Raw genomic sequence first — 18,099 nt, 5'->3', positions numbered from 1 at the left:
CCTACCCCGCATTATGTCGCCTACCGCTATGTGGCCACGCCGTCGTCGGCCATCATTTCAAGCCAGGCGTTCGTCTGGTCCGTATCCGAGACCGCCCTGATGTTCAGAACGCGCTTCGGATTGCGGGCGTCTAGAGCGCGCCAGGACGGCGTTACCTCGCGGCTGGCAGTATGACTGCGCACTCGCACGATATACGGCTGTACGCCCGTCAGACGGGCCGCCAGCACGGGCTCGCCGCCCCTGAGCGGGATCAATTCGGCGAAGTCTGTGAAGACAGTTTCCCACGGGCCAGATTGCTCATTGCCCATGCCGTCGTCGACCAAAGGCCGCACCTGAAAGTGCAGTTTGACGCGCAGGGCGCCGCTATTCGGCTTCTTTGCCATCAGCAGCCTCCCGCTTAGGCACTCCAGCCCTTACAGCCTTGCCGGCCGTCACTGCTTCGTCAGCACAGGCGCGCGTGACGTTCAGGTGCATGCCCGCCTTGTAGGCGATGGTGAACCCCGGCTGCACCCAGTTATGATCCTCGGTGAACCGGACCCAGGGCATTAAAGCGTCACACCCGGATCCTGGATATCGACTGCCAGCACGCTCGCCGACTTCGCGATGCCAATCAGAACAGGATCCATGCCGGTATCCAAATCCGCTACAGGACAAATGCCGCCCGCCGTGCCGGAAAGCCAGTAGTCAGTGCCAGCGGTCAGCGTCGCGCCGATCGTAATGTCGCCGCTCTTGTGGATCGCCAGCGGCTGGTTGAAGCTCGCGCCATTCAGCGCGATGCCGTTGACCGTGCGCGTGCCCGTGCCATTGTTGTCCGAGAGCATCCACTTGTTGGTGGTCGGCTCCAGGAAAACGGCCTTGCCCGCCGCGATCGTCTCGCCTGCCGTGCCGTGGTCTCGCGTGGAATTGGTACCAGCGACCACACTGGCCGCGGTAATTGTCAGGTCTGCCATGGGGTCTCCTGCGGCCTAGCGCCGGTAATTGGTCAAAAGAGCGTCGAACGCCGTCCATTCGGGCGTTTCCGCGTTTTCGCGATTGAGATAGGCTTCAGCAATCCAGAGCAGCATCGCGTGCCGTATCGACGCGGGCAGGGTTTCGTATCCGACGATAGCTGTCACGACGATCCGAGATCTTGGACGTGTCGCCGGCCAATTCTGACCGTACGCAGGAACGACAGACGCATCGAGCCCATCGGCTCTCAACTCGTAGGCCGCATCCGGCACAGTCTGTTCTGTGCCATCTGTCGCGACATACTCAATGTCAACGTCGCTCACAGGAGCAATGGGAAGCCGCGCCATGTCGCAAAAGCTGTCGCATTTTACTTCAACAGTCTGCTGCGCCAGAGGCGTCCCGCAATACCGCTCGACATGGTCTCGAGCCGCCGAGATCAGCGCGGCGAAAAGCGCGTCATCGTCATCGTGCAAAACATTGCACTGGCGTTTCGCCTCCGCGACTGAGACTGGCTCAGTTGGCGGCGTCGTGACCTTCGGTGGATACCACATCCTTATTCCGCCTTCCGCGCCGCTCCGAGGCGGGCTGCGCCACAGCGCGCTCGACAATCTCTTCAGCCACTGGAATGGCATAACCCGCTTCGATCAACCGGATGGCCTCAGCGTCGGGAAATTCGCGCGTGTCGCCAGGCGACAGGCTGTACTCGTTGCCGGACAGTCCGACTAGCATTCGGATATTCATGTTCCCTCCTTGGAAGGAGGCGGGCCGAAGCCCGCCGTCCAGGATTAGGAAGCAGCCGTGATCAGGTGCTTGACTGCCGCGGTGTCGCCGAGCTCGCCGTCGAAGCGGATGAGGCCGGCAATGCCGAGGTCAGGCCAGAAGCGTTCGCGCAACACTCCGATGACGGGCGATCCGACCTTGCGGACGAAGTACTTCGAGAAGTCACCGAACAGCATGACCTTCTTGGCAGCAGCCAGGGTGTCCATGTCGTCGTTGATCGCATAGCGGTAGCCGAGGAGCGTGCCAGGCTGAGCGGCAGTCACGTCGCCCATCTGCCAAAGATAATTGCCCTGCCCGTCCTTCAGCTTGCGGATCGCCGCCAGCGTGGTGTCAGCAAACATGAAGCGGGCCTTGGGCGATCGACGGTAAGCCGAATTCACCGAATGGAGGAGGTCGATGATCTCATCAGCTGTAATTGCTGCGGCTGCCGCAGCCGTCTTGCCCAACGAGGAAGCAGTGACGACGCCGTTCGGGTCGCCTGTGCCGTCGCCGATCGTCAGCTCACGGTTGGCAATCCTGGCAAGGCGCTCACCAAGGAGTCCGCCGAGGAGCGATTCCATATTGAAGATCGAGTCCTGCGCCAACTCCATCGAAAACCGGACGAATTCCGTGTCGTAGACATAGGCATCCAGCGACTTCTGGCCGAACGTCGCGTCTTTGCCGCCGTCATCGGTGAGCGCGGCAGCTTCCATGTGCTTCTCGGCAGTCACAGAAGTGTCGTCTACGGTCGGCAGTTTTAGCGGGTTGCCGGAGGCCGTATTGAGGACGGTCGCGATGTCATCATCATACATCGGACCCCAGTCTTTCATCGTTTTTATGATGATCGCCGCAAGCTCGGTCGGGACGGTGAAGCCGCCGGCTGTAGTGGTACCGGCAGTCTGCGCGCGGAATTCCTTACCGGACTGAGCGCCACTCTTCAGAATCGCGCGCTCCTCGGTGGAAAGTTCTCCGAGGTCGGCGCCGCTTGCCATGAACTTGTGAAACACCGCGCGGTAGCTCAGGGGCTCGCCTTCATCCTGGCCACGCTGGTCAGTGTCTTCGCCCTTCGGACGACGCTGGCGCTGGCGCTCTTCGAAGCGAGCCTCGATGGCCGTCTGGCGCTCCTCGCGTTCGATGTTCTTCTCGAGCCGGTCGAAGTCAGCCATGATCGTGTCGTGGCGAGCTTCGAGCTCCGCGGAGCGGGCTGCGTCGGTATTTGTGGTGATTTCATTCAGGGCTTCGCGCGCCTGCGTCATCAGACGGCCGCGCTTCTCCTGCAACTCGGTAAGAGTAGGCATCAAATTCTCCAGATTTTAGGGGTGGGAATGGCAGGACGTTTGTCCATGCCCTCCGGCTTTGCCGGGCGTTACGAGGCGTCCTGCCGTATGCCGCGGAACCTTTGTTCTTGTGCTGCTCGCCTTTCAGCCAGCCGACGGGCAGCCGCAGCTCGATTGCGCGAGCCCGCCTCCGCGCGGATCGCCTCCAACGAGCGCACGCCTACCGACGTATCGGCATAGGCCGGGAACGTGACGATGGAGACTTCGCTGATCTCGACCTTCTCCAGCGTGCGCTTCGGCGGGTCGACCGTGTCGTCCCACGACTGCTTCATGGCGCGGAAATCGAACGAGCAGCCGCTGATGTCGCCTCGGGCAACCAGCGTGCCGACGTCGCGGCCGAGGACCGTGTCCGGAAGATCCACCTCAAAGCGGAGCCCGTGGGCGTCTTCCGACAGCCGCAGCGTCCCGCTCTTGGTCCGTCCCAGGACGTTGCCGCTCTGGTGGTTGAACAGGCAGCGGACGTCGCCCTTAATCGTCTCGGCGAACGCGCCGGGCGCGATCTGCTCGGTGAAGTACCCGCCAATATCGGTTGGGGAATTGAACACGGCCGCGTAGCCGGTAAGCGTCTTCGTGCCGCTCTCGTCTGTACGCAGTTCAACCTGCTGCGTGATGCGCTTCTCGAATTTGCTCATGCGGCTTCCGCCTCACCCTCATTGCCGCTTGGCGGCGTATTGTCATTGGCTGCGGCCGGCACTTCGCCGGCCATATCAACGGGAACAGTCGCCTGCTGGATGAGCAACTTGTTGCCACCGGGGAGCGGCGGTCGGTTGTCGAGCTCGCGAGCCTCGTTCGGGGTCAACTGCGCGGTCATGATCGCGCGAGCGTTGCCCTCCATGCGGGTCTTGTAGTCACCGCGAAGTAGGCCATCCAAATTGTGTTCGACATACCTGTTGCGCGCGGTTCGCCCGAATAGCTTCAGGTTCATTTCGCCCTCAAGCGCCTCGGCCCATTGGCCGATGAGGTGCTTCACAAGGTGCAAATCCTGCTGCTCAGCGTTGCTGAAGGTCGCTTTCGACAAATCCTGCAAGAATACGGGAGGCATTTGCCAAGCTCGCGCGATCTCTTCCACCTGGAAGCGACGCGCCTCGACCATCTGGCCCTTTGCCGGGTCAAGGCCTACCGGATTCAGCTTGTAGCCAGGCGGAATCGGGAAGACTGACTCGCCAGCGCCCTTGGCGCCATCGATCGCGCGCTTGATGTCGGCCTTGGCGCGATTCATCGCGTCACCATTCGCCGGCAACGGGCCTTCCAGCACCAGCGGAGGAACGCCGCCGCCAGCGAAGAAGTTGCTGCCGTAGTCGTTCATTGCCAGCGCAAGCTGAATGGCCTTAGACGCCTGTGCGATAGGCCCGTAGTGCTTCAGACCGTCCGCCTTGAGCATAAACGGCACGTCGATAACGTCGGCAGCGGGGTACTCCGTGCCCTCGCAAGTGTAGATCACTTTGCCGGCGCGGCGCGAGATCGTCGTCTTGCTGGGATCGAGCGGCCAGATGGCCTCAACGCCCTGCGGCGTCCGCTCGATCCATGCCAGGCCGCGTCCGCCTGTGAAAACCTGTGACCAGAACCACTGGCGGAACTTGAAGCTGTCCTGCGCAGGGTTCGGCGCATCATGCACCACCGTCGCAAGCATGCCGCCAATGCGCTCGGACCCGGTCTTGGTCTTGCGGTAGGCATGCAGCGGCAACGCCGCCAGCGTGCGAGACAGGAAGTTCACGGCAGCCCACACTGCGGGCACGGTTAGTGCATTATCGATCGTCACCGCCGGCAGGTTTGCCGACTGCACTCCGAAAAAAGCCAGAAAATTCTCGGCACTTACCGGAACAGTCGGATTTTCGATGGTTGTGCGCGTTTCCGCAGGTTCTTTGGCTTTTGGGCGGCCTAGGCCAAGTTTCCAGTCCATCATGCCGCCTTTGCGATGCTGAATTCGGGGTCGTCCCAAGGGGAAGCGATGGGCTTAATCTCCACAAGCCCGTCAGCGGCGGCGCCGCAGGCGATTGCCAAAGCGACTGCCGCATCGATGCGCACGCTGGACCTCGTCTTCACGAACCAACGATTTCCATGGGGATCTGGCGGGTGATTAAATGTCGAGCCCATAAGGGCGGTCATGAGGACCGGATTGGACCGAAGCCGAATGCGACCGTCGATAATCAGGTTCTCTAACTCATTGACAGAACCTGGCATCCAGAGCCCAAGAGGTGGCTTTTGGCCAGCTGCCTTGGCCGCTTCAACCCTCTCCGATGATGGCCTCGCCCTCACCTTCCCGCCTTGGGGGTGAGGTAGTTGCTCAGCTGTTATGCCGAAAACGTCGAGTTCATCTTTGAATGCCGCATACGCATAATTGTCGTATGCAATGGACTGGATATCATAGAGACGATCAAGTTCAGCTACGCGCGCAGCGACAATGTCGAAACGTATGCGCGGTCCCTCCGGAGCGTTCAGGTATCCGTCCCTTACCCAAATGTCATATGGCTGCTTGTCAGCCGTGACACGGGCCGCAAGGGTATCGCCGGGTGTCCACGCCTCGATCCACGCATCGTAAGTGGGCAATTCAGCTGTCTCGCCGTCATGCCTCGTCAGAGTAATGAACCCAGTCGGCTGCACGCAGGCCACAACCGTCATGTCTTTGGTGCCGGAAAGGTCAATGCCCACGTAAAGCGGCCCGTCGGGCGGTAGGTCCCATTCCGACATGACCTTGTCGACCGTTGCCCTTGGCATCCATGCCTTGTCAGCATCGGTCCACACACAGAAGTGCAGTCGAAGAACGTTGTTCAACTTTCCCGGGACGTCGCGCGCTTCGGCGACGACGCCAGCTAGGTAGTCATTGGTCAGGATCGTTCCAAGAAGCGGGTTGGCTTTGCCCCAGCATGTCGGATCCGTCATCGGATCGTCGTCTTTGTCAAGCGAGCACACGTAGGCAAATACGCTGTCGCTCCCTTCCCACGTCTCGCCGACGAAGGTGAATTCCTCATCTGGCGTCTTCGTACCGGTGACAACTTGGACGGCGCGAGTCCGCTCCTCCCAGCACACGCTGTTGCGATCGGAACCGGAATTCGTAATCATCAACAGCAGCGGATTCTGGCGAAACTTGAAGCCGCGCTGCAGCATCTCCATGATGCCGCGGTCGGGGTGCTCGTGCACCTCATCGCAAAGCGCAAAGTGCGGGCGGGGGCCGGAACCGGTTTTACCCGCTTCCTTCGAGATGGGGCGAAAGAATGACTGCGACTTGTGGTGCGCAATGTTGAATTCTTTGCCGATGCCGCCACTGAACTTGAGGCGTTGCTCCAGCGCAGGAGCCTGCCTGACCATTTTGCAAGCATCCTGAAAAAGGATCTGCGCCTGGTCCTTTTTTGCCGCTGCCGCATAGATCTGAGCGCCAGGCTCGCTGTCTGCCATCAAACCATAGAGGCCGACACCCCCTGCGAACGGTGATTTTCCGTTGCCCTTGCCTTCCTCGATATAGACTGTGCGGAATCGGCGGGCGCCGTCCGCCTTCCTCCATCCAAAAATTGAGCCGAGCTTGAATGCTTGCGACGGGTGCAGTTTAAACGGACGGCCGTCGAACTGGCCGTCGCTCAGCCGAAGACGTTCTTCGAAGAACCGGAAAACCCGGTTCGCAGCTTCATCGTCCCAGGAGAGACCTCGTTCGTGGCCGCGCTGCAAATCGGCGAAATGACGGCGGCAAGCGTTCCGCACATGTGGGCCAGCGATGACATCGCCATCGATAACCTGCTGTGCGTATGCACTCACCCTCGCCAGCGCCTCCTCAGTCGAGGAGGTCGTCTTTCTCGTCCTCGTCATCGGGCACCGTAATCTTGCTAGCATCAGATGGCGTGGCGCCCATCTGACCAAGGCACTGCCGGAGCAGATTCATCGCCTGGACACCGACATCCTGGTTGGCCATGATGCGGCCCTGAATGTTGGCGGCCATGCCGACCAGCATTCGATGCGACTCCGTCAGCCAGGGAATTTCTTTCTGGAACAGTAGCCACGCCGACTTGGCCTTGTTGGTATCGGTGTCGGCAAGCCACTTCGGCGGCGCACCAAGTGGGCCGTTCGGCTTCGGCTCCTTGCGAGCCTTGAACCTCTTTGGGTTCTTCTTGTCACTCGCCTCAACAGCCGCCTTGGCGAGAGGCGTTCGCGGCATCGCCATGGCATTCACTCCTGCATGAAGGGGTCATATTCTGAAGTGTGGACGCCTACGCTTTGCCCTCACACCGGTTCCACGGCCGGCATGTTGCCAAAGAGCAACACACCCCCTCCCGGTCACATCGGCCATCCGTTCGCGCCAAACGTCACGACCGTCTTGCCGTTGTCCTCAAGCTGCCCTCTTGATGAGTGGCAAGGCTTGCAGGTGCTGATGAATGGGCCGCACCAGAACCTGTCGAGATCACCGCGATGGGCGCCATCATGGTGCACCTCAGTCGCCTCCGTGATCTCTTCCCGCTCCAGGCACCACTCACACAGGGGGTGAAACGCTAACTGGTGCTCGCGTATCCGTCGCCATCGTGCCGTCTTATACAGACGGCGATAGGCTGCGGCTTCTTCTGAGCGTGCGTCGTAGTTTGCCATCCGCTCAGCGCCATTGAAGGTAGAACGGAAGCCATGTTGCGAATGCGACCGCAAACAAACAGGCCATAACGAAGCCTTCAGTCATGAGCACCTCGATATGGTCAGTGTGGCAGAGCTCGAACCTGCGACCCCGTGAGCCCAAGTCACGTGCGCTACCAGGCTGCGCTACACACTGTAGACGAAAAAGTCTTGCACCCCTCGCATCCTCACCCCTAGATTGCGCGTGGGGAAATGAGGGTGAGACCGTGCCGCTGTACAAGGATGCCGAAAAGGCGATAGCAGAGAACCTGCTTCGCCTATCTTTAGGTGAGCGCGCGCCTATGATTGCTATCGGATGCTTCACTACGATTCAGTTCACCGAGCTAAATCTTCAGCGAGGCGCTGTCGGTTTACACTTGTTGGATGACAACGAGATTCTTTTTATAGGCAAACACCTGCACGACAGTCGCTCTCGCGACGGGTACACGCGAGAGGACATGATCGCTCAAATTGTGAGTGCGATGCTACCGACATCGGTTACGTTCACTTCGGAGATTGTCACCTTCGCGCAAAATCCAAACCCAAGAAACGACGGCTACGGGAATATGGTCAATGACCGCGCGGTGTTCGAGATGACGAAGAAGAAACCAAAGGCTGAGCTTTATTCTGTGATGCCAAAGGGCGATCAAAATAAACCACCAAAATGACAAAGGCCACCCAAAGGTGGCCTAGTCGAGACGGCCCTGGGTAACTTATTAGGCCCCAGCGCCTCCGTCTCGATGGGAAATGTAAGTCGCGCGCCTATTAATGTCAATAATTACCGAGATAATAAATTCAGTAATCAACGCATGTGACGCACGCGATCAACGATACGGGAAACCGCTTAGGGCACATATAAGAAACAAAAGCGGCGACCTCAACCCGTAGGGAGGCCGCCGCACGATCGCCCATGCTGCGGAGGAGGCGCGCAAGGGCAATGGAGTTACCGAAGCGCAGCGCTGCAGACGCTATACTGCCGAGCTTAGATGCGCTGGCAGGGGCTTCGGCAATTGAACGAGCGGCCAGACCTCACAGGCTGGACTGCGTCGTGGTAGCGACCCATGACCGGATAGCGCGCTCTAGTCGCCACGTCTGGCGCATGAGGAACGAAGATGCCTGGGTAACTATTGGTCCAGCGCCCATCTTCGTATTTCGCGAAAACCGTCAGGCTTTCGCCCCGAATATCGCGACTTACGCTCGCGACCGTCGGTGGGTACTAGCCCTTGCTATCCTAGTCCGCTACCTCCATATAGTCGGGAGCGAAGAGGCTCGTCTGACCTGGACTTGAGCGCGCTGCGATCCCATCGGAGATAGACATGACAGACAACAAAGGTGCCAAAGCGCCTGTACTCGATGCGATCACCGTCGCGAAGAAATACCGGATATCAACCGAGGACGCGAAGGCCATTCTGGCGGAACACGGAGATGACGCGAAGGCAGTGCACAAGGCCGCTCGGCGTATTGCCTCGTGAGATTGAGGCTGGCCTGGTCGATCTCGCGAGTTCATGCGTCCGCGTCTCGACCAGCGCCTCAAAAGGAAGAGGCCGCGCAAAGGCGGCCTCCGGGAAATAAATCCCTTCAATAACATACGGGGCGGCGACCGGCTCGACCGGAGGTTATGCCGCGATTTTCTTCGGTTTCTGTTCAACGAGCAGTCTGGCCGTCTCGTCTGCCGCGATTAGCGCGTCGATGGCGGCGTCTATAAGGATCGGCCCGGCTTTCTCGGCATAAGCTTGCCCCTTCCCCATCTCGATCCCGATTTTCTTCGCCGACACATCACTGATGGCCATGTCCAGGACTTTTGCGTGATCGCCGAGCACACGCCGAAGATGCGCCAGGTAGGGGCCTGCCTCGATCCGCCTGGCAACTTCACCCTCCGGACCCGCTGCCGCCGATATCTCGCCGAGGGGTTTCGGTTTCTTCACGCCGCCCACCCACTGCGGCCCGGCGACAAGGGCGTCTGGGCAGCGGATTGCGGGCACAGGAAGGTCTTCGAACGCTACGGTGCCGTCCGCGCCGTGGTCACGTAGGACGGTACGTGCTTCTTCGACGCCGGGAAGTGGCTTGTACATGTCCGGGATCGCCCGCTCGCCGGAGAAAGAGCGTCTAAGCGATGTTGTGGTGAACGGCGACGAGGTTGTTGCTGGCGCTCGCAGGTAAGACCACACCACCGTCTCTGTCCTTCCCTTGGGTGCCGGCCCCTTGATGCCGCGAGTACGCTCAACCGGCCGAAGCGCCCTGCCCCTCGCTGTTTGGCCCCATTTAATCATCTCGCCATCGCGGAAGATGAGATCGCCGAGTTCAATGTCGACGGCGCCGTTGCGGTGGCGATTGATGGTGGGTTCGACAGGCGCGGCTGGTTCGTAGGTGTTCACAATCTTTCCGGTATGCTGCCAGCGCTCGGCCCCGGTCACGGTCCAACCGACCGCACGAAGGAGTTCAGCCTCGGAGGGTCGCACCTCCATTTCGGGTTCATCAGTTACGTCGTCGGCTGGCTCCGGCGGGATGTATCCTGAACCGGGGAAGCATAGGTTTCGCCAATGGCGGAGCGCGAAAACACGCGCCTCGTCGCCACGGTGAGCCAATCGCCCGAGCGTCGGCCATGCCAGGACGTCGGCGACCTTGTTGTCGTTGGCGGGGACTGGTGCGGGGTTCTTCCGCATGGTAGGCGCAGGCGCGGACGAGGCTGCGGCCGCCAAAAGCGCGGAAAGGTTCGAAAGATCGCGGTTGTTTTTACTGGCCTGGCTCAAGCAGCGTCCTCCGATTTTTTCACTTTCTTCACCGAGTTGTCGTTGGCAGCCACCAGCGAGCCGGCATCGGAGTTCACGACTGGCCTGTACGCGGCCCTGTCACTAAGCCGGTCAATTGCAGTGCGCTCCCCCCGAGCGAGGTAGAACCCCTTGGTCATTGCTGGTGCTGCTCCACGACCGGGGAAGGCGCCGCCGATGTTTTGAATGCGGGTTCGGATCATTCTGTGCTCCTTCATTTCAGGGATGGCGCTCCCAGACGCCTCCCCTTCTAAAGAAGGGTAAAACCTGGGAACGTGGGAACGGCTTTATTTTCAATGACTTAGCCGTTCCCAAAAATCTTGGGAACGCTGAGAATGGGAACGGGAAATCTAACAGAAACAATTACTTAGTGTTCCCATTCCCACGGGAACGGCCGTTCCCAACTCTCTCTGGGAACGGATGTTCAGCGCGGCATTCCAGCCGTGAACGTGCCAATCCCAGCGGCGAACATGCCCGTTGGTACGTCGAGCCATTTTGCGGTTTTCTCGCCGCGAGCCGCTACGCGAACGATGTCGCCGCGTTCGAGAGCATCCGCTGCTAGGGCATCGAGCCTCGCCTTGCCCATGCGCCTTAGCTCTTCCGGCAATCGCTCGCGGAGCTCGAAGAGGCCACTCGCACCGGTCTTAGTAAAAGGCGCGCCCGCTGCGGCAGCGGCCTCTACTGAAACCACGAGCGCAGCACGCAAGTCGCCCTGCGCGGGTGCCGAGGCCCCCAGGCCGGAGCTTCGGTCGATCAATAGACCCGTCTCGTTCCTGGCGTATATCGACATTATTCTCCGTGCCGCGCCATTCGCTTTGACGACGCCGCCGAGGACGATCTTGTTGGGCTCGTGACCTATGCCTAGCGACTTGCAGATCCGCTTCGCGCGAGCCTCATCCGCCGGCCACATGGCATACGCCAACCGCAAGCCGTCCACCAACGCCGTAGTGCCGCGGATCGCCTCGCGGGCGTCTGAAAGCGTTTCGATCGGGGCCTTGGACTTACGCATGTGGTGGGCAACCAACACCGTCGCCTTCGTTTCCGACGCCAGCCGCGCCAACGACGAGCAAACAAATTGGCCCGCAGTCGGGTCCTCGTTCAGCGGAAGATGGGCAAACGAGGCCAAAGGGTCGAATGTCACCAGCCGAAGATCGGAGATACTAAGGAGTTGGTCGCAGATGCTCCTGAAATCGTCGGTCTCCAGCAGGCCCCTCTTTCGATCCTCTCGCCAGAACGCGCGCGCACCACCGGCAGATGGCAACGGCACAATGATCATGCGCTTGCCTGCGGCCGTGTAGCGTTGCTCCCTTTCGTCGAGTGCTGCAACGCGCCGATGAACCTCGTTTGCGTCATCCTCGCTGGTGATCATCACGGACGTACCCTCGGCGACCACCCTGCCCCCGAAGATGGGCGCCGCAAACTGGTTAGAGCCGAAGGCGACGCGACGGTGCAGTTCGAGCAGCGCGTATGATTTTCCCGTGTCCCCGGCGGCCGACACCATGCCGGGTACGCCGGTCGGGATCACACCATCGACGAGGTATTCGACCGGAGGCGCTGCACCGACGAAGCGATCGACGGTCCAGTCGAAGATTGAGAGGGCGGACTCTGATGGTGGGGTGTTGTCGTTTGCCGGCAGCGGGGCCGCATCTATGCAAAGCGCTACAAGTTCCTCGGCTGTGCGTCCGGCATCAAACCAGTCGGATACGTCCCCCCGATCTGGCAACCCTGGAAGATCGACGCGGGTGACTGTAGCAATACCGGTTAGGCGCTCGATCGCCGCAGCTGCTTTCCTCTCTCCGGGCACATCGTTGTCGGCTAGGACATAAATCTTCCTTCCGGCGAGCACCGACAAATCATCGGGCCAAGCGCCTTGTGGAGGCGTAGTCGCGAGAAAACCGAATGATGCCAGACGATCGGCGTCCTTTTCTCCCTCGACCACGAAGATCGGATCCGTCGTATTGGCTAGAATCTCCGGCAAGCGATACAAGACAGAGTCACCACGGCCGGCGAACCAGCCACCATTCCCGTCGGGACGCCGCTGAGTGAAGGTCTTTGGCTCCGTTGGATGCTCATACCGAAGAACCTCGAACAATACTTCGCCCGACCCGTCGACATAATCGTAGGTGGCCGCGTGGGCATACCCTTGCCGCGTCAGGTGATAGTCGGTGAATGGCTTCGGCGGCTCCGCGGTTTTAACCAGACGAAGGTGCGATGTTGGCGCAGTGTGGACACGGCGTTGTGGCTCCCAGTCAGGCAAGCCGGCTTTCGTGCGAACGTAGTCGCGCAGCCCGAGCGGATCCTCGCCGGCGAATCCGTTGACGACAAACCCCTCTGGGGCCGACGGGTCAATCCGAACAGAAAGCGAGCGGTCTTTTCGGGAATGTCCAGGTGCCGGCGCCGAAATCTGATTGCCGCGAGCTGTGCCGCCCAAGGACTGCGCAATTTGGCGAGGATCAAGCTGTACGGCGGTGTTGTTCATTGGCGGTTCCGTGCCTCGTAAGATACTCAGTTGCGACTGCGGTAATGGCTTGCGCCATTGTGGGGGAAAACGTCGCGGTCCTTCGCCCACCGTTGGCGTTGGCGGCATAGATCAACCGTCTGCCATCGGGGGCCTCAATCAGGCGAAGGCCGAGCAGCCTCACGTCCGGTGAAAGCTCGAGATCGAAATTAGCAACGAGCTTCACCGCCCCGCCTCCGTCTCCGGAGGCGGGTTTCAGATCAAGGATTTTCATCAGGCAGCCTTCGCCACGCTGGCAGCGATCTCGCTTTGCTCCGCCTCGTACTCTTTCCGCCAGTCCTCAAGTGTGGGCCACATGTTGTGATCGGAGTCGAAGACTCCGCCCGCTGGGTCGATCATGACCAAGTAGTCGTCGGCGTCTTGGTTGTATCCCTGGAAAATCGGATAATTTCCGCCGGGGCAGAGACGCCACGCAATGACCGAGCGGCGCTGGTAGTGAAATGTTCCATCAATCAGGCGATCGACGAACACTGCCTGGAAGCCAGGATTTGCATTGACGACCGGGATGAAAAGGTCGCGGAGGTCGTCCCCGTAGGCCTCAACATATTGCTCGCCACCTGTAGACAGAAGAATCTTTGTCTGCCCGTTCCGCAATGTGGTGAACTGAACCACATGCTCGGGATTGATGGTCAGACCGTCCTTGGTAGTGATTAGGCGCATAGGTTCCTCCTCGCCGGCACGCGGCCGGTTCAATGATGATGATGCTGGTGGATGGTGGTGGGTAGTAAATGCAGTGGCGCACGTGGCCAAAGCCTAGAGGCATTAACCGCTTCGTCGCGAAAGCGGTCAAGGGCGGCTAAGCGGCCGCAGATACCGGTGCGTTCTGGTTTGCAGCGCCCCAGGTGCTGGTACGCGCCCTCTCAGCCTTCCAGGCGTCAAGGTCGCCCACTGCGTACACGACCGGCTTCCCAAGTTTGTAGTAGCGAGGGCCGCCGCCGAAGCAACGGAGTTTATCGAGCGTTGATTTGGAAAGTCCCAAGTAGTGGGCGGCTTCCTTTGTCCTCATATTCATGGGCATCTCCTTGTTTCCGAATGATGCCGAGAATAGGACAGTTTTACTTTTTTAACTAATCGAACAAATACCATTTATTCGCGGGATGCCTCATCGCTCGCAGCCTTAGCGGCGTCGAACTCCGCAATCGCCTTACGGATGTGGCTTTCCGAATATCCGAACCTTTGAGATAAAATCACCATTGCGTCTTCGTATTTAACGCTGTCGTTGCGGAGCCAATGAAACTGTTCGCCAATATCGAGCCAGTGACGGGTTAGCGACTTCGCGCGGCCACGCGCTCGTTTGGGAGGCTTGATCATCTCCGCGGCGATCCTTTGAACCACCTTGTCGGCGTTACCAGCGAGCAGCACAGCTACGATGGCGGTCTTGGCGTCTTCGGTTCTCCCCTCAGCCATTGCTATTTCAATGGGCAGCGCCTGCAGGCTAAATCCATCAGGAAGCTTTGCCATCACCGTCGCGCTCCCATTGCAGAGCTGATCTTATCGCCGATCGTATCGACTGCTTTCTTCAGTGGGTCGGTATCAAGATGAGCATACCGCGCGGTTGTGGCTGCTTGCGTATGTCCCAACAGCTTACCGACAATCGGAAGCCCGAGGCTGCCCCCCACGCCAACGCTCGCGAAAGAATGCCGAAGGTCATGTAGTCGGACGCCTTCAAGGCCAGCCCGCCTCAGTACAGCGCCCCAAGGCTTGTTCAAGTCTGCCCGCGGCCTCTCGCCTTTCGCGCCGGCAGTGGCGCCAGCGATCACATAGATGCCTAACCGCGGCAAGTTTTGCAGGATGGCAATGGCCGCAGACGAGAGCACGAGCGTTTTCTTTCCTGTTTTTGAGTCAGCAAGAAACAGGACGCCTCGGTCAAGGTCTACGTCTTGCCACCGTAAGTCTAAGATTTCACGCTTTCGAGCTCCGGTTAGAAGCAATAGTCGGATCGCAGCAACCGCATGCGGGCCGTATACAGTTCTGCGGTTTTCGGGCTTCGGAGCATTCTTGGCTTTCGCCCTGTTCTCATCAACGTCATATGGCAAGCCGATGGTCTCGGCCTCATACAGGGCCTCTCCAAGAGCGGTCATCTCCGAGGTGGTCAAGAACCGCTCCTTTCGACTCTCGCTGAAGCGCTCGACTCGCTTTGTCGGATTGTGCCCGTCAGGCACCAAGCCGACCCCTTGTGCCCAGTTGAAAGCGGCCGAGAGCACAGCAAGCGCGCGGTTCGCGGTGGTTTTTCCAGTGTTGCCATTACGGCGTTTGCCTCGGACAATCGAGGACTGCATGCGAGCGACGTCAGCCGCCATGACCACAGACGCACGCATGCTGCCGATGGCCGGCTTTACGTGCTTGTCGATCACGATCTTGTATTCTGCCTCCGTTTTAGCCTTTCGCTTGGAAGCAACGTGATCGCGCATATACGCGTCAACTAAATCTGATACGGTAGGTGAAGAACGCTCGTCGGATCTGGCTCCGGCAGGATCCCCGCCAAGCGTGACCCGCGCCAATGTCCGAATGGCCCGTTCCCTAGCCTCTTCGGGGGGCATCGTCGCTGGCGTTCCAATCTTCAGACGCTTTTTGGCTACGCCGCGCCCACCTGCGCCGGGGCGATACTCCAGGACCCACGAGCGCGCGCCTGTCGGCATGATCTTCAAGCCGAAACCTTTGACGGTCTCATCAAAGTAGATGACTGGTTTCTCGCCTGGCTCCAGTGAAGCTATAGTTTTGCGTGTCAGCTTGATCGTAGGCAATCAAATCCCCTCCAGTCGCCACCGAGTCGCCACCGTCGGATGAAACACGATGAAACGTAGCGAAACGTAGGACGAACATATAGGCTGAAATCTCTGAAAAATAAAGGGTTATTGACACCGACGGAAACGTATGGAAAAGTGTGCCAACTGACTTTTAATCAGTAGGTCCAGGGTTCGAATCCCTGCGCGCTCACCACAAAATCAAAGACTTACAGGAAATTGATGGCTAGGTTTGAACTGATACGGTTCCAAGGTGCCGGCATTCAGACTGCTTCAGAATGATGTGCGGCTTCCTCGCGAGTTTCGGAAAGAACTGGCGATAGGTCTAATCGTTCTATCGTGTTGATTGTGGGCGAACCTGAGCCGGGTGAGTTTCGCATAAAAATCAGCCGCCGCTTGCGAGTGCCACGGCACTATATATACGGTTTCTAATTTTGCGCGAACATCCGTAGAACAATTGCTGATCAGTCGGAGAATAGACGCGGTGCAGTAGTTCTTTTGAGCTATGCTATTTGGTCGTCTGCAAAGCCGCCGGCATCAGTATTGACTGGTTAGACATGCTGCACTTGACCACGCAGTTCTTGCTCGGTTGCCTCGTGCCGCTACGCCGTTCGACTATTTAATACGTTCAACGCAATCTTGAATTGAATTTTAACGACGCGTGAGCAAAAGCCTGCTCGGGCTGGGTATATGATCGCTCCAGTTCTTGACAGTACCGCCAAAGCCGGAATCTCCACCCGTCTTGGCCGCTGGCCGATCGCGCAGGTCGATCGGCCGTATTGGTTGGGGCGTAGCGGGTTCTGCTTCAACGTGTCTAGGCGGCCTTGGCTTTCGCCGTCGCCTTGTTGATCGACGTTACGGCGAGGTTCGTCAGCTTGTTGTTCGCCGCTTTCTCCTGATCGAGGATTTCGCTCAGCAGTTTGTGCGCTTCGTCATGGCCGAGATCCTTGGCCCATTCGCGCAGCGAGCCATAGCGCGCGATTTCGTAGTGTTCGACAGCCTGGCACGCAGCAAGCAGACCGGCATCGAGCGCCGTGCCTTCCGCTTCTTCCATGAGGCCGTCGGCCTCCTTGATCAGACCTTCGATGGCGTCGCACTTTTCGCCCGAGGCCTTCTTGCCGATCGACTTGAAGACCTGTTCCAGCGTCTTGATCTGGCCTTTGGTTTCCGCCAGATGGTCTTCGGCCGCCTTTTTCAGCGCGGGGCTCTTGGCAGCCTTGGCGACCTTCGGAAGCGCCTTGATGATGGCGTTCTCCGCGTAATAGACGTCCTGCAGGGTGTGTTCGAAAATATCAGCCAGCGATTTCATGGTGTCTCTCCTTCGCGAATGAAATGCGCAGGAGAAATCAGTTTGCCTGGGATTCGTTCCGCCCCCGCTCAGGCGAGCGCCATTCGAGATCATTGCCCGGAGCATAAGGACGCCGCTGGGTCCATCTTTCGGCGGAGGACTTGTGCCGGATTGATGCGTCCGAACGATGCGACGGGCCGGCCTTCCCAGGCGCGGATACCTCCTTGGCGGGAGCGCTTGCCTTTGTGGCGGAAAACTTTGGGTCCAGCGCAAAATCCGAACCAACTCCCGTCCCCTTCTAGGGCCTCCGCAACCGCAGGCCCTTGCGGAACACATATGGAACAGATAGTGTATGTTCTATATTTGTTTCGCGATTCTGGGGTGACGGCGATGTTGACACGCAAGCAACAGGAACTTCTCTTGTTCATCCATGAACGAATGAAGGAATCCGGCATACCGCCATCCTTCGATGAAATGAAAGATGCGCTGGATCTTGCCTCGAAATCGGGCATCCATCGGCTCATCACGGCGCTCGAGGAGCGGGGGTTCATTCGTCGGCTGCCGAACCGAGCCCGCGCCCTCGAAGTCATCAAGCTTCCCGACGCCTATTCGCCCAGTCTGCAGCCGCGCCGCGGCTTCTCCCCAGCGGTCATCGAGGGAAGCCTCGGCAAGCAGCCTGCGCCGGCCGCACCGCCGCAGCGAACGTCAAGCCAGGCCGACATGCCCTCCTCCGTTTCCGTGCCGGTCATGGGACGCATCGCAGCCGGTGTGCCGATCTCGGCTATCCAGAACAACACCCATGAAATCACCGTGCCGGCCGAAATGATCGGCGGCGGGGAACATTACGCGCTGGAGGTGAAGGGCGATTCGATGATCGAGGCCGGCATCCTCGACGGCGACACCGTCATCATTCGCAATGCCAGCACCGCCAATCCCGGTGAAATCATCGTCGCGCTGGTCGATGATGAGGAAGCAACGCTGAAGCGCTTCCGCCGCAAGGGCGCATCCATCGCGCTCGAGGCCGCCAATCCGGCCTATGAAACCCGTATTTTCGGGCCGGACCGGGTCAAGATCCAGGGCAAGCTCGTCGGCCTTATTCGCCGCTACCATTAAACCTGTCGCGCTATGGTTCGCGGCGGCGTATTTACCA

At 59.4% G+C, this 18,099-nt stretch carries 21 protein-coding genes and 1 tRNA gene; 3 read left to right on the top strand and 19 right to left on the bottom strand.

Translation table 11 applies throughout. The features are described from left to right. Positions 1–26: 26 nt before the first annotated feature. The 10 genes from GR138_RS11960 to GR138_RS11915 all read right to left on the bottom strand — a co-directional run bounded on the left by GR138_RS11960 (position 27) and on the right by GR138_RS11915 (position 7,788). Positions 27–383 (bottom strand): head-tail adaptor protein, encoded by a 357-nt coding sequence (locus tag GR138_RS11960; RefSeq protein WP_160859484.1) that lies wholly within the window; start codon positions 381–383, stop codon positions 27–29. A 162-nt stretch (positions 384–545) separates the two neighbouring features. Beyond that, complete coding sequence (locus GR138_RS11955) at positions 546–950, bottom strand: hypothetical protein (RefSeq protein ID WP_160859483.1); 405 nt, start codon at positions 948–950, stop codon at positions 546–548. A 15-nt stretch (positions 951–965) separates the two neighbouring features. Beyond that, positions 966–1,499, bottom strand: coding sequence for a head-tail connector protein (locus tag GR138_RS11950; protein ID WP_160859482.1), 534 nt, complete (start codon positions 1,497–1,499; stop codon positions 966–968). Beyond that, positions 1,462–1,689 (bottom strand): hypothetical protein, encoded by a 228-nt coding sequence (locus GR138_RS11945; protein ID WP_160859481.1) that lies wholly within the window; start codon positions 1,687–1,689, stop codon positions 1,462–1,464. Before GR138_RS11945 ends, GR138_RS11950 begins: the two co-directional genes overlap by 38 nt. 44 nt (positions 1,690–1,733) lie before the next feature. After that, complete coding sequence (locus GR138_RS11940) at positions 1,734–3,005, bottom strand: phage major capsid protein (protein ID WP_160859480.1); 1,272 nt, start codon at positions 3,003–3,005, stop codon at positions 1,734–1,736. Between the two features lie 68 nt (positions 3,006–3,073). Beyond that, positions 3,074–3,676, bottom strand: a complete 603-nt coding sequence (locus tag GR138_RS11935) for an HK97 family phage prohead protease (RefSeq protein WP_160859479.1) — start codon at positions 3,674–3,676, stop codon at positions 3,074–3,076. Then, positions 3,673–4,944 carry a phage portal protein gene (locus GR138_RS11930; protein WP_160859478.1) on the bottom strand — a complete coding sequence of 424 codons (1,272 nt, stop codon included), beginning with the start codon at positions 4,942–4,944 and terminating at the stop codon, positions 3,673–3,675. Before GR138_RS11930 ends, GR138_RS11935 begins: the two co-directional genes overlap by 4 nt. Continuing rightward, on the bottom strand, positions 4,944–6,791 hold the full coding sequence (locus tag GR138_RS11925) for a terminase large subunit (RefSeq protein ID WP_338091076.1): 1,848 nt from the start codon (positions 6,789–6,791) through the stop codon (positions 4,944–4,946). Before GR138_RS11925 ends, GR138_RS11930 begins: the two co-directional genes overlap by 1 nt. A 16-nt stretch (positions 6,792–6,807) precedes the next feature. Next, positions 6,808–7,194, bottom strand: a complete 387-nt coding sequence (locus GR138_RS11920) for a hypothetical protein (protein ID WP_160859476.1) — start codon at positions 7,192–7,194, stop codon at positions 6,808–6,810. A gap of 517 nt (positions 7,195–7,711) precedes the next feature. Then, positions 7,712–7,788: transfer RNA gene (locus GR138_RS11915), tRNA-Pro, on the bottom strand. 70 nt (positions 7,789–7,858) lie between these two features. Here GR138_RS11915 and GR138_RS11910 point away from each other — a divergent pair. Then, positions 7,859–8,299: a hypothetical protein gene (locus tag GR138_RS11910; protein ID WP_160859475.1), complete on the top strand. Its 441-nt coding sequence runs from the start codon at positions 7,859–7,861 to the stop codon at positions 8,297–8,299. Positions 8,300–8,947: 648 nt separating this feature from the next. Then, positions 8,948–9,103 (top strand): hypothetical protein, encoded by a 156-nt coding sequence (locus GR138_RS30245; RefSeq protein ID WP_202402621.1) that lies wholly within the window; start codon positions 8,948–8,950, stop codon positions 9,101–9,103. Positions 9,104–9,247: 144 nt separating this feature from the next. Here the strand turns inward: GR138_RS30245 and GR138_RS11905 are convergent, their stop codons facing one another. The 9 genes from GR138_RS11905 to GR138_RS11870 form a co-directional block, all read right to left on the bottom strand. After that, positions 9,248–10,381 (bottom strand): hypothetical protein, encoded by a 1,134-nt coding sequence (locus tag GR138_RS11905; RefSeq protein ID WP_160859474.1) that lies wholly within the window; start codon positions 10,379–10,381, stop codon positions 9,248–9,250. Next, the gene (locus tag GR138_RS11900; RefSeq protein WP_160859473.1) at positions 10,378–10,602 is read right to left on the bottom strand and encodes a hypothetical protein; all 225 of its coding nucleotides are present in this window, start codon (positions 10,600–10,602) and stop codon (positions 10,378–10,380) included. Before GR138_RS11900 ends, GR138_RS11905 begins: the two co-directional genes overlap by 4 nt. 221 nt (positions 10,603–10,823) lie before the next feature. Continuing rightward, positions 10,824–12,878 carry an AAA family ATPase gene (locus GR138_RS11895; RefSeq protein WP_246200402.1) on the bottom strand — a complete coding sequence of 685 codons (2,055 nt, stop codon included), beginning with the start codon at positions 12,876–12,878 and terminating at the stop codon, positions 10,824–10,826. Then, positions 12,853–13,131 (bottom strand): hypothetical protein, encoded by a 279-nt coding sequence (locus GR138_RS30560; RefSeq protein WP_246200400.1) that lies wholly within the window; start codon positions 13,129–13,131, stop codon positions 12,853–12,855. Before GR138_RS30560 ends, GR138_RS11895 begins: the two co-directional genes overlap by 26 nt. Continuing rightward, complete coding sequence (locus GR138_RS11890; protein ID WP_160859471.1) at positions 13,131–13,577, bottom strand: hypothetical protein; 447 nt, start codon at positions 13,575–13,577, stop codon at positions 13,131–13,133. The genes GR138_RS30560 and GR138_RS11890 overlap by 1 nt, the downstream gene beginning before the upstream one ends. A 136-nt stretch (positions 13,578–13,713) precedes the next feature. Next, a complete protein-coding gene (locus GR138_RS11885) occupies positions 13,714–13,923 on the bottom strand; it encodes a helix-turn-helix transcriptional regulator (protein WP_420853646.1) in 210 nt (69 codons plus the stop codon). Between the two features lie 80 nt (positions 13,924–14,003). Beyond that, complete coding sequence (locus GR138_RS11880; protein ID WP_160859469.1) at positions 14,004–14,378, bottom strand: hypothetical protein; 375 nt, start codon at positions 14,376–14,378, stop codon at positions 14,004–14,006. After that, positions 14,378–15,661 carry a site-specific integrase gene (locus tag GR138_RS11875; RefSeq protein ID WP_160859468.1) on the bottom strand — a complete coding sequence of 428 codons (1,284 nt, stop codon included), beginning with the start codon at positions 15,659–15,661 and terminating at the stop codon, positions 14,378–14,380. The genes GR138_RS11880 and GR138_RS11875 overlap by 1 nt, the downstream gene beginning before the upstream one ends. Positions 15,662–16,475: 814 nt before the next feature. Continuing rightward, complete coding sequence (locus GR138_RS11870; RefSeq protein ID WP_160859467.1) at positions 16,476–16,970, bottom strand: YciE/YciF ferroxidase family protein; 495 nt, start codon at positions 16,968–16,970, stop codon at positions 16,476–16,478. 369 nt (positions 16,971–17,339) lie between these two features. On the opposite strand from GR138_RS11870, the gene lexA reads away from it, so the two are divergent. Further along, positions 17,340–18,062 carry a transcriptional repressor LexA gene (gene lexA / locus GR138_RS11865; RefSeq protein WP_160859466.1) on the top strand — a complete coding sequence of 241 codons (723 nt, stop codon included), beginning with the start codon at positions 17,340–17,342 and terminating at the stop codon, positions 18,060–18,062. Positions 18,063–18,099: the final 37 nt, after the last annotated feature.

The sequence above is a fragment of the Shinella kummerowiae genome (assembly GCF_009827055.1).
In the GTDB taxonomy this organism is placed as follows: domain Bacteria; phylum Pseudomonadota; class Alphaproteobacteria; order Rhizobiales; family Rhizobiaceae; genus Shinella; species Shinella kummerowiae.
This window is presented reverse-complemented; position numbering and strand designations above follow the sequence as displayed.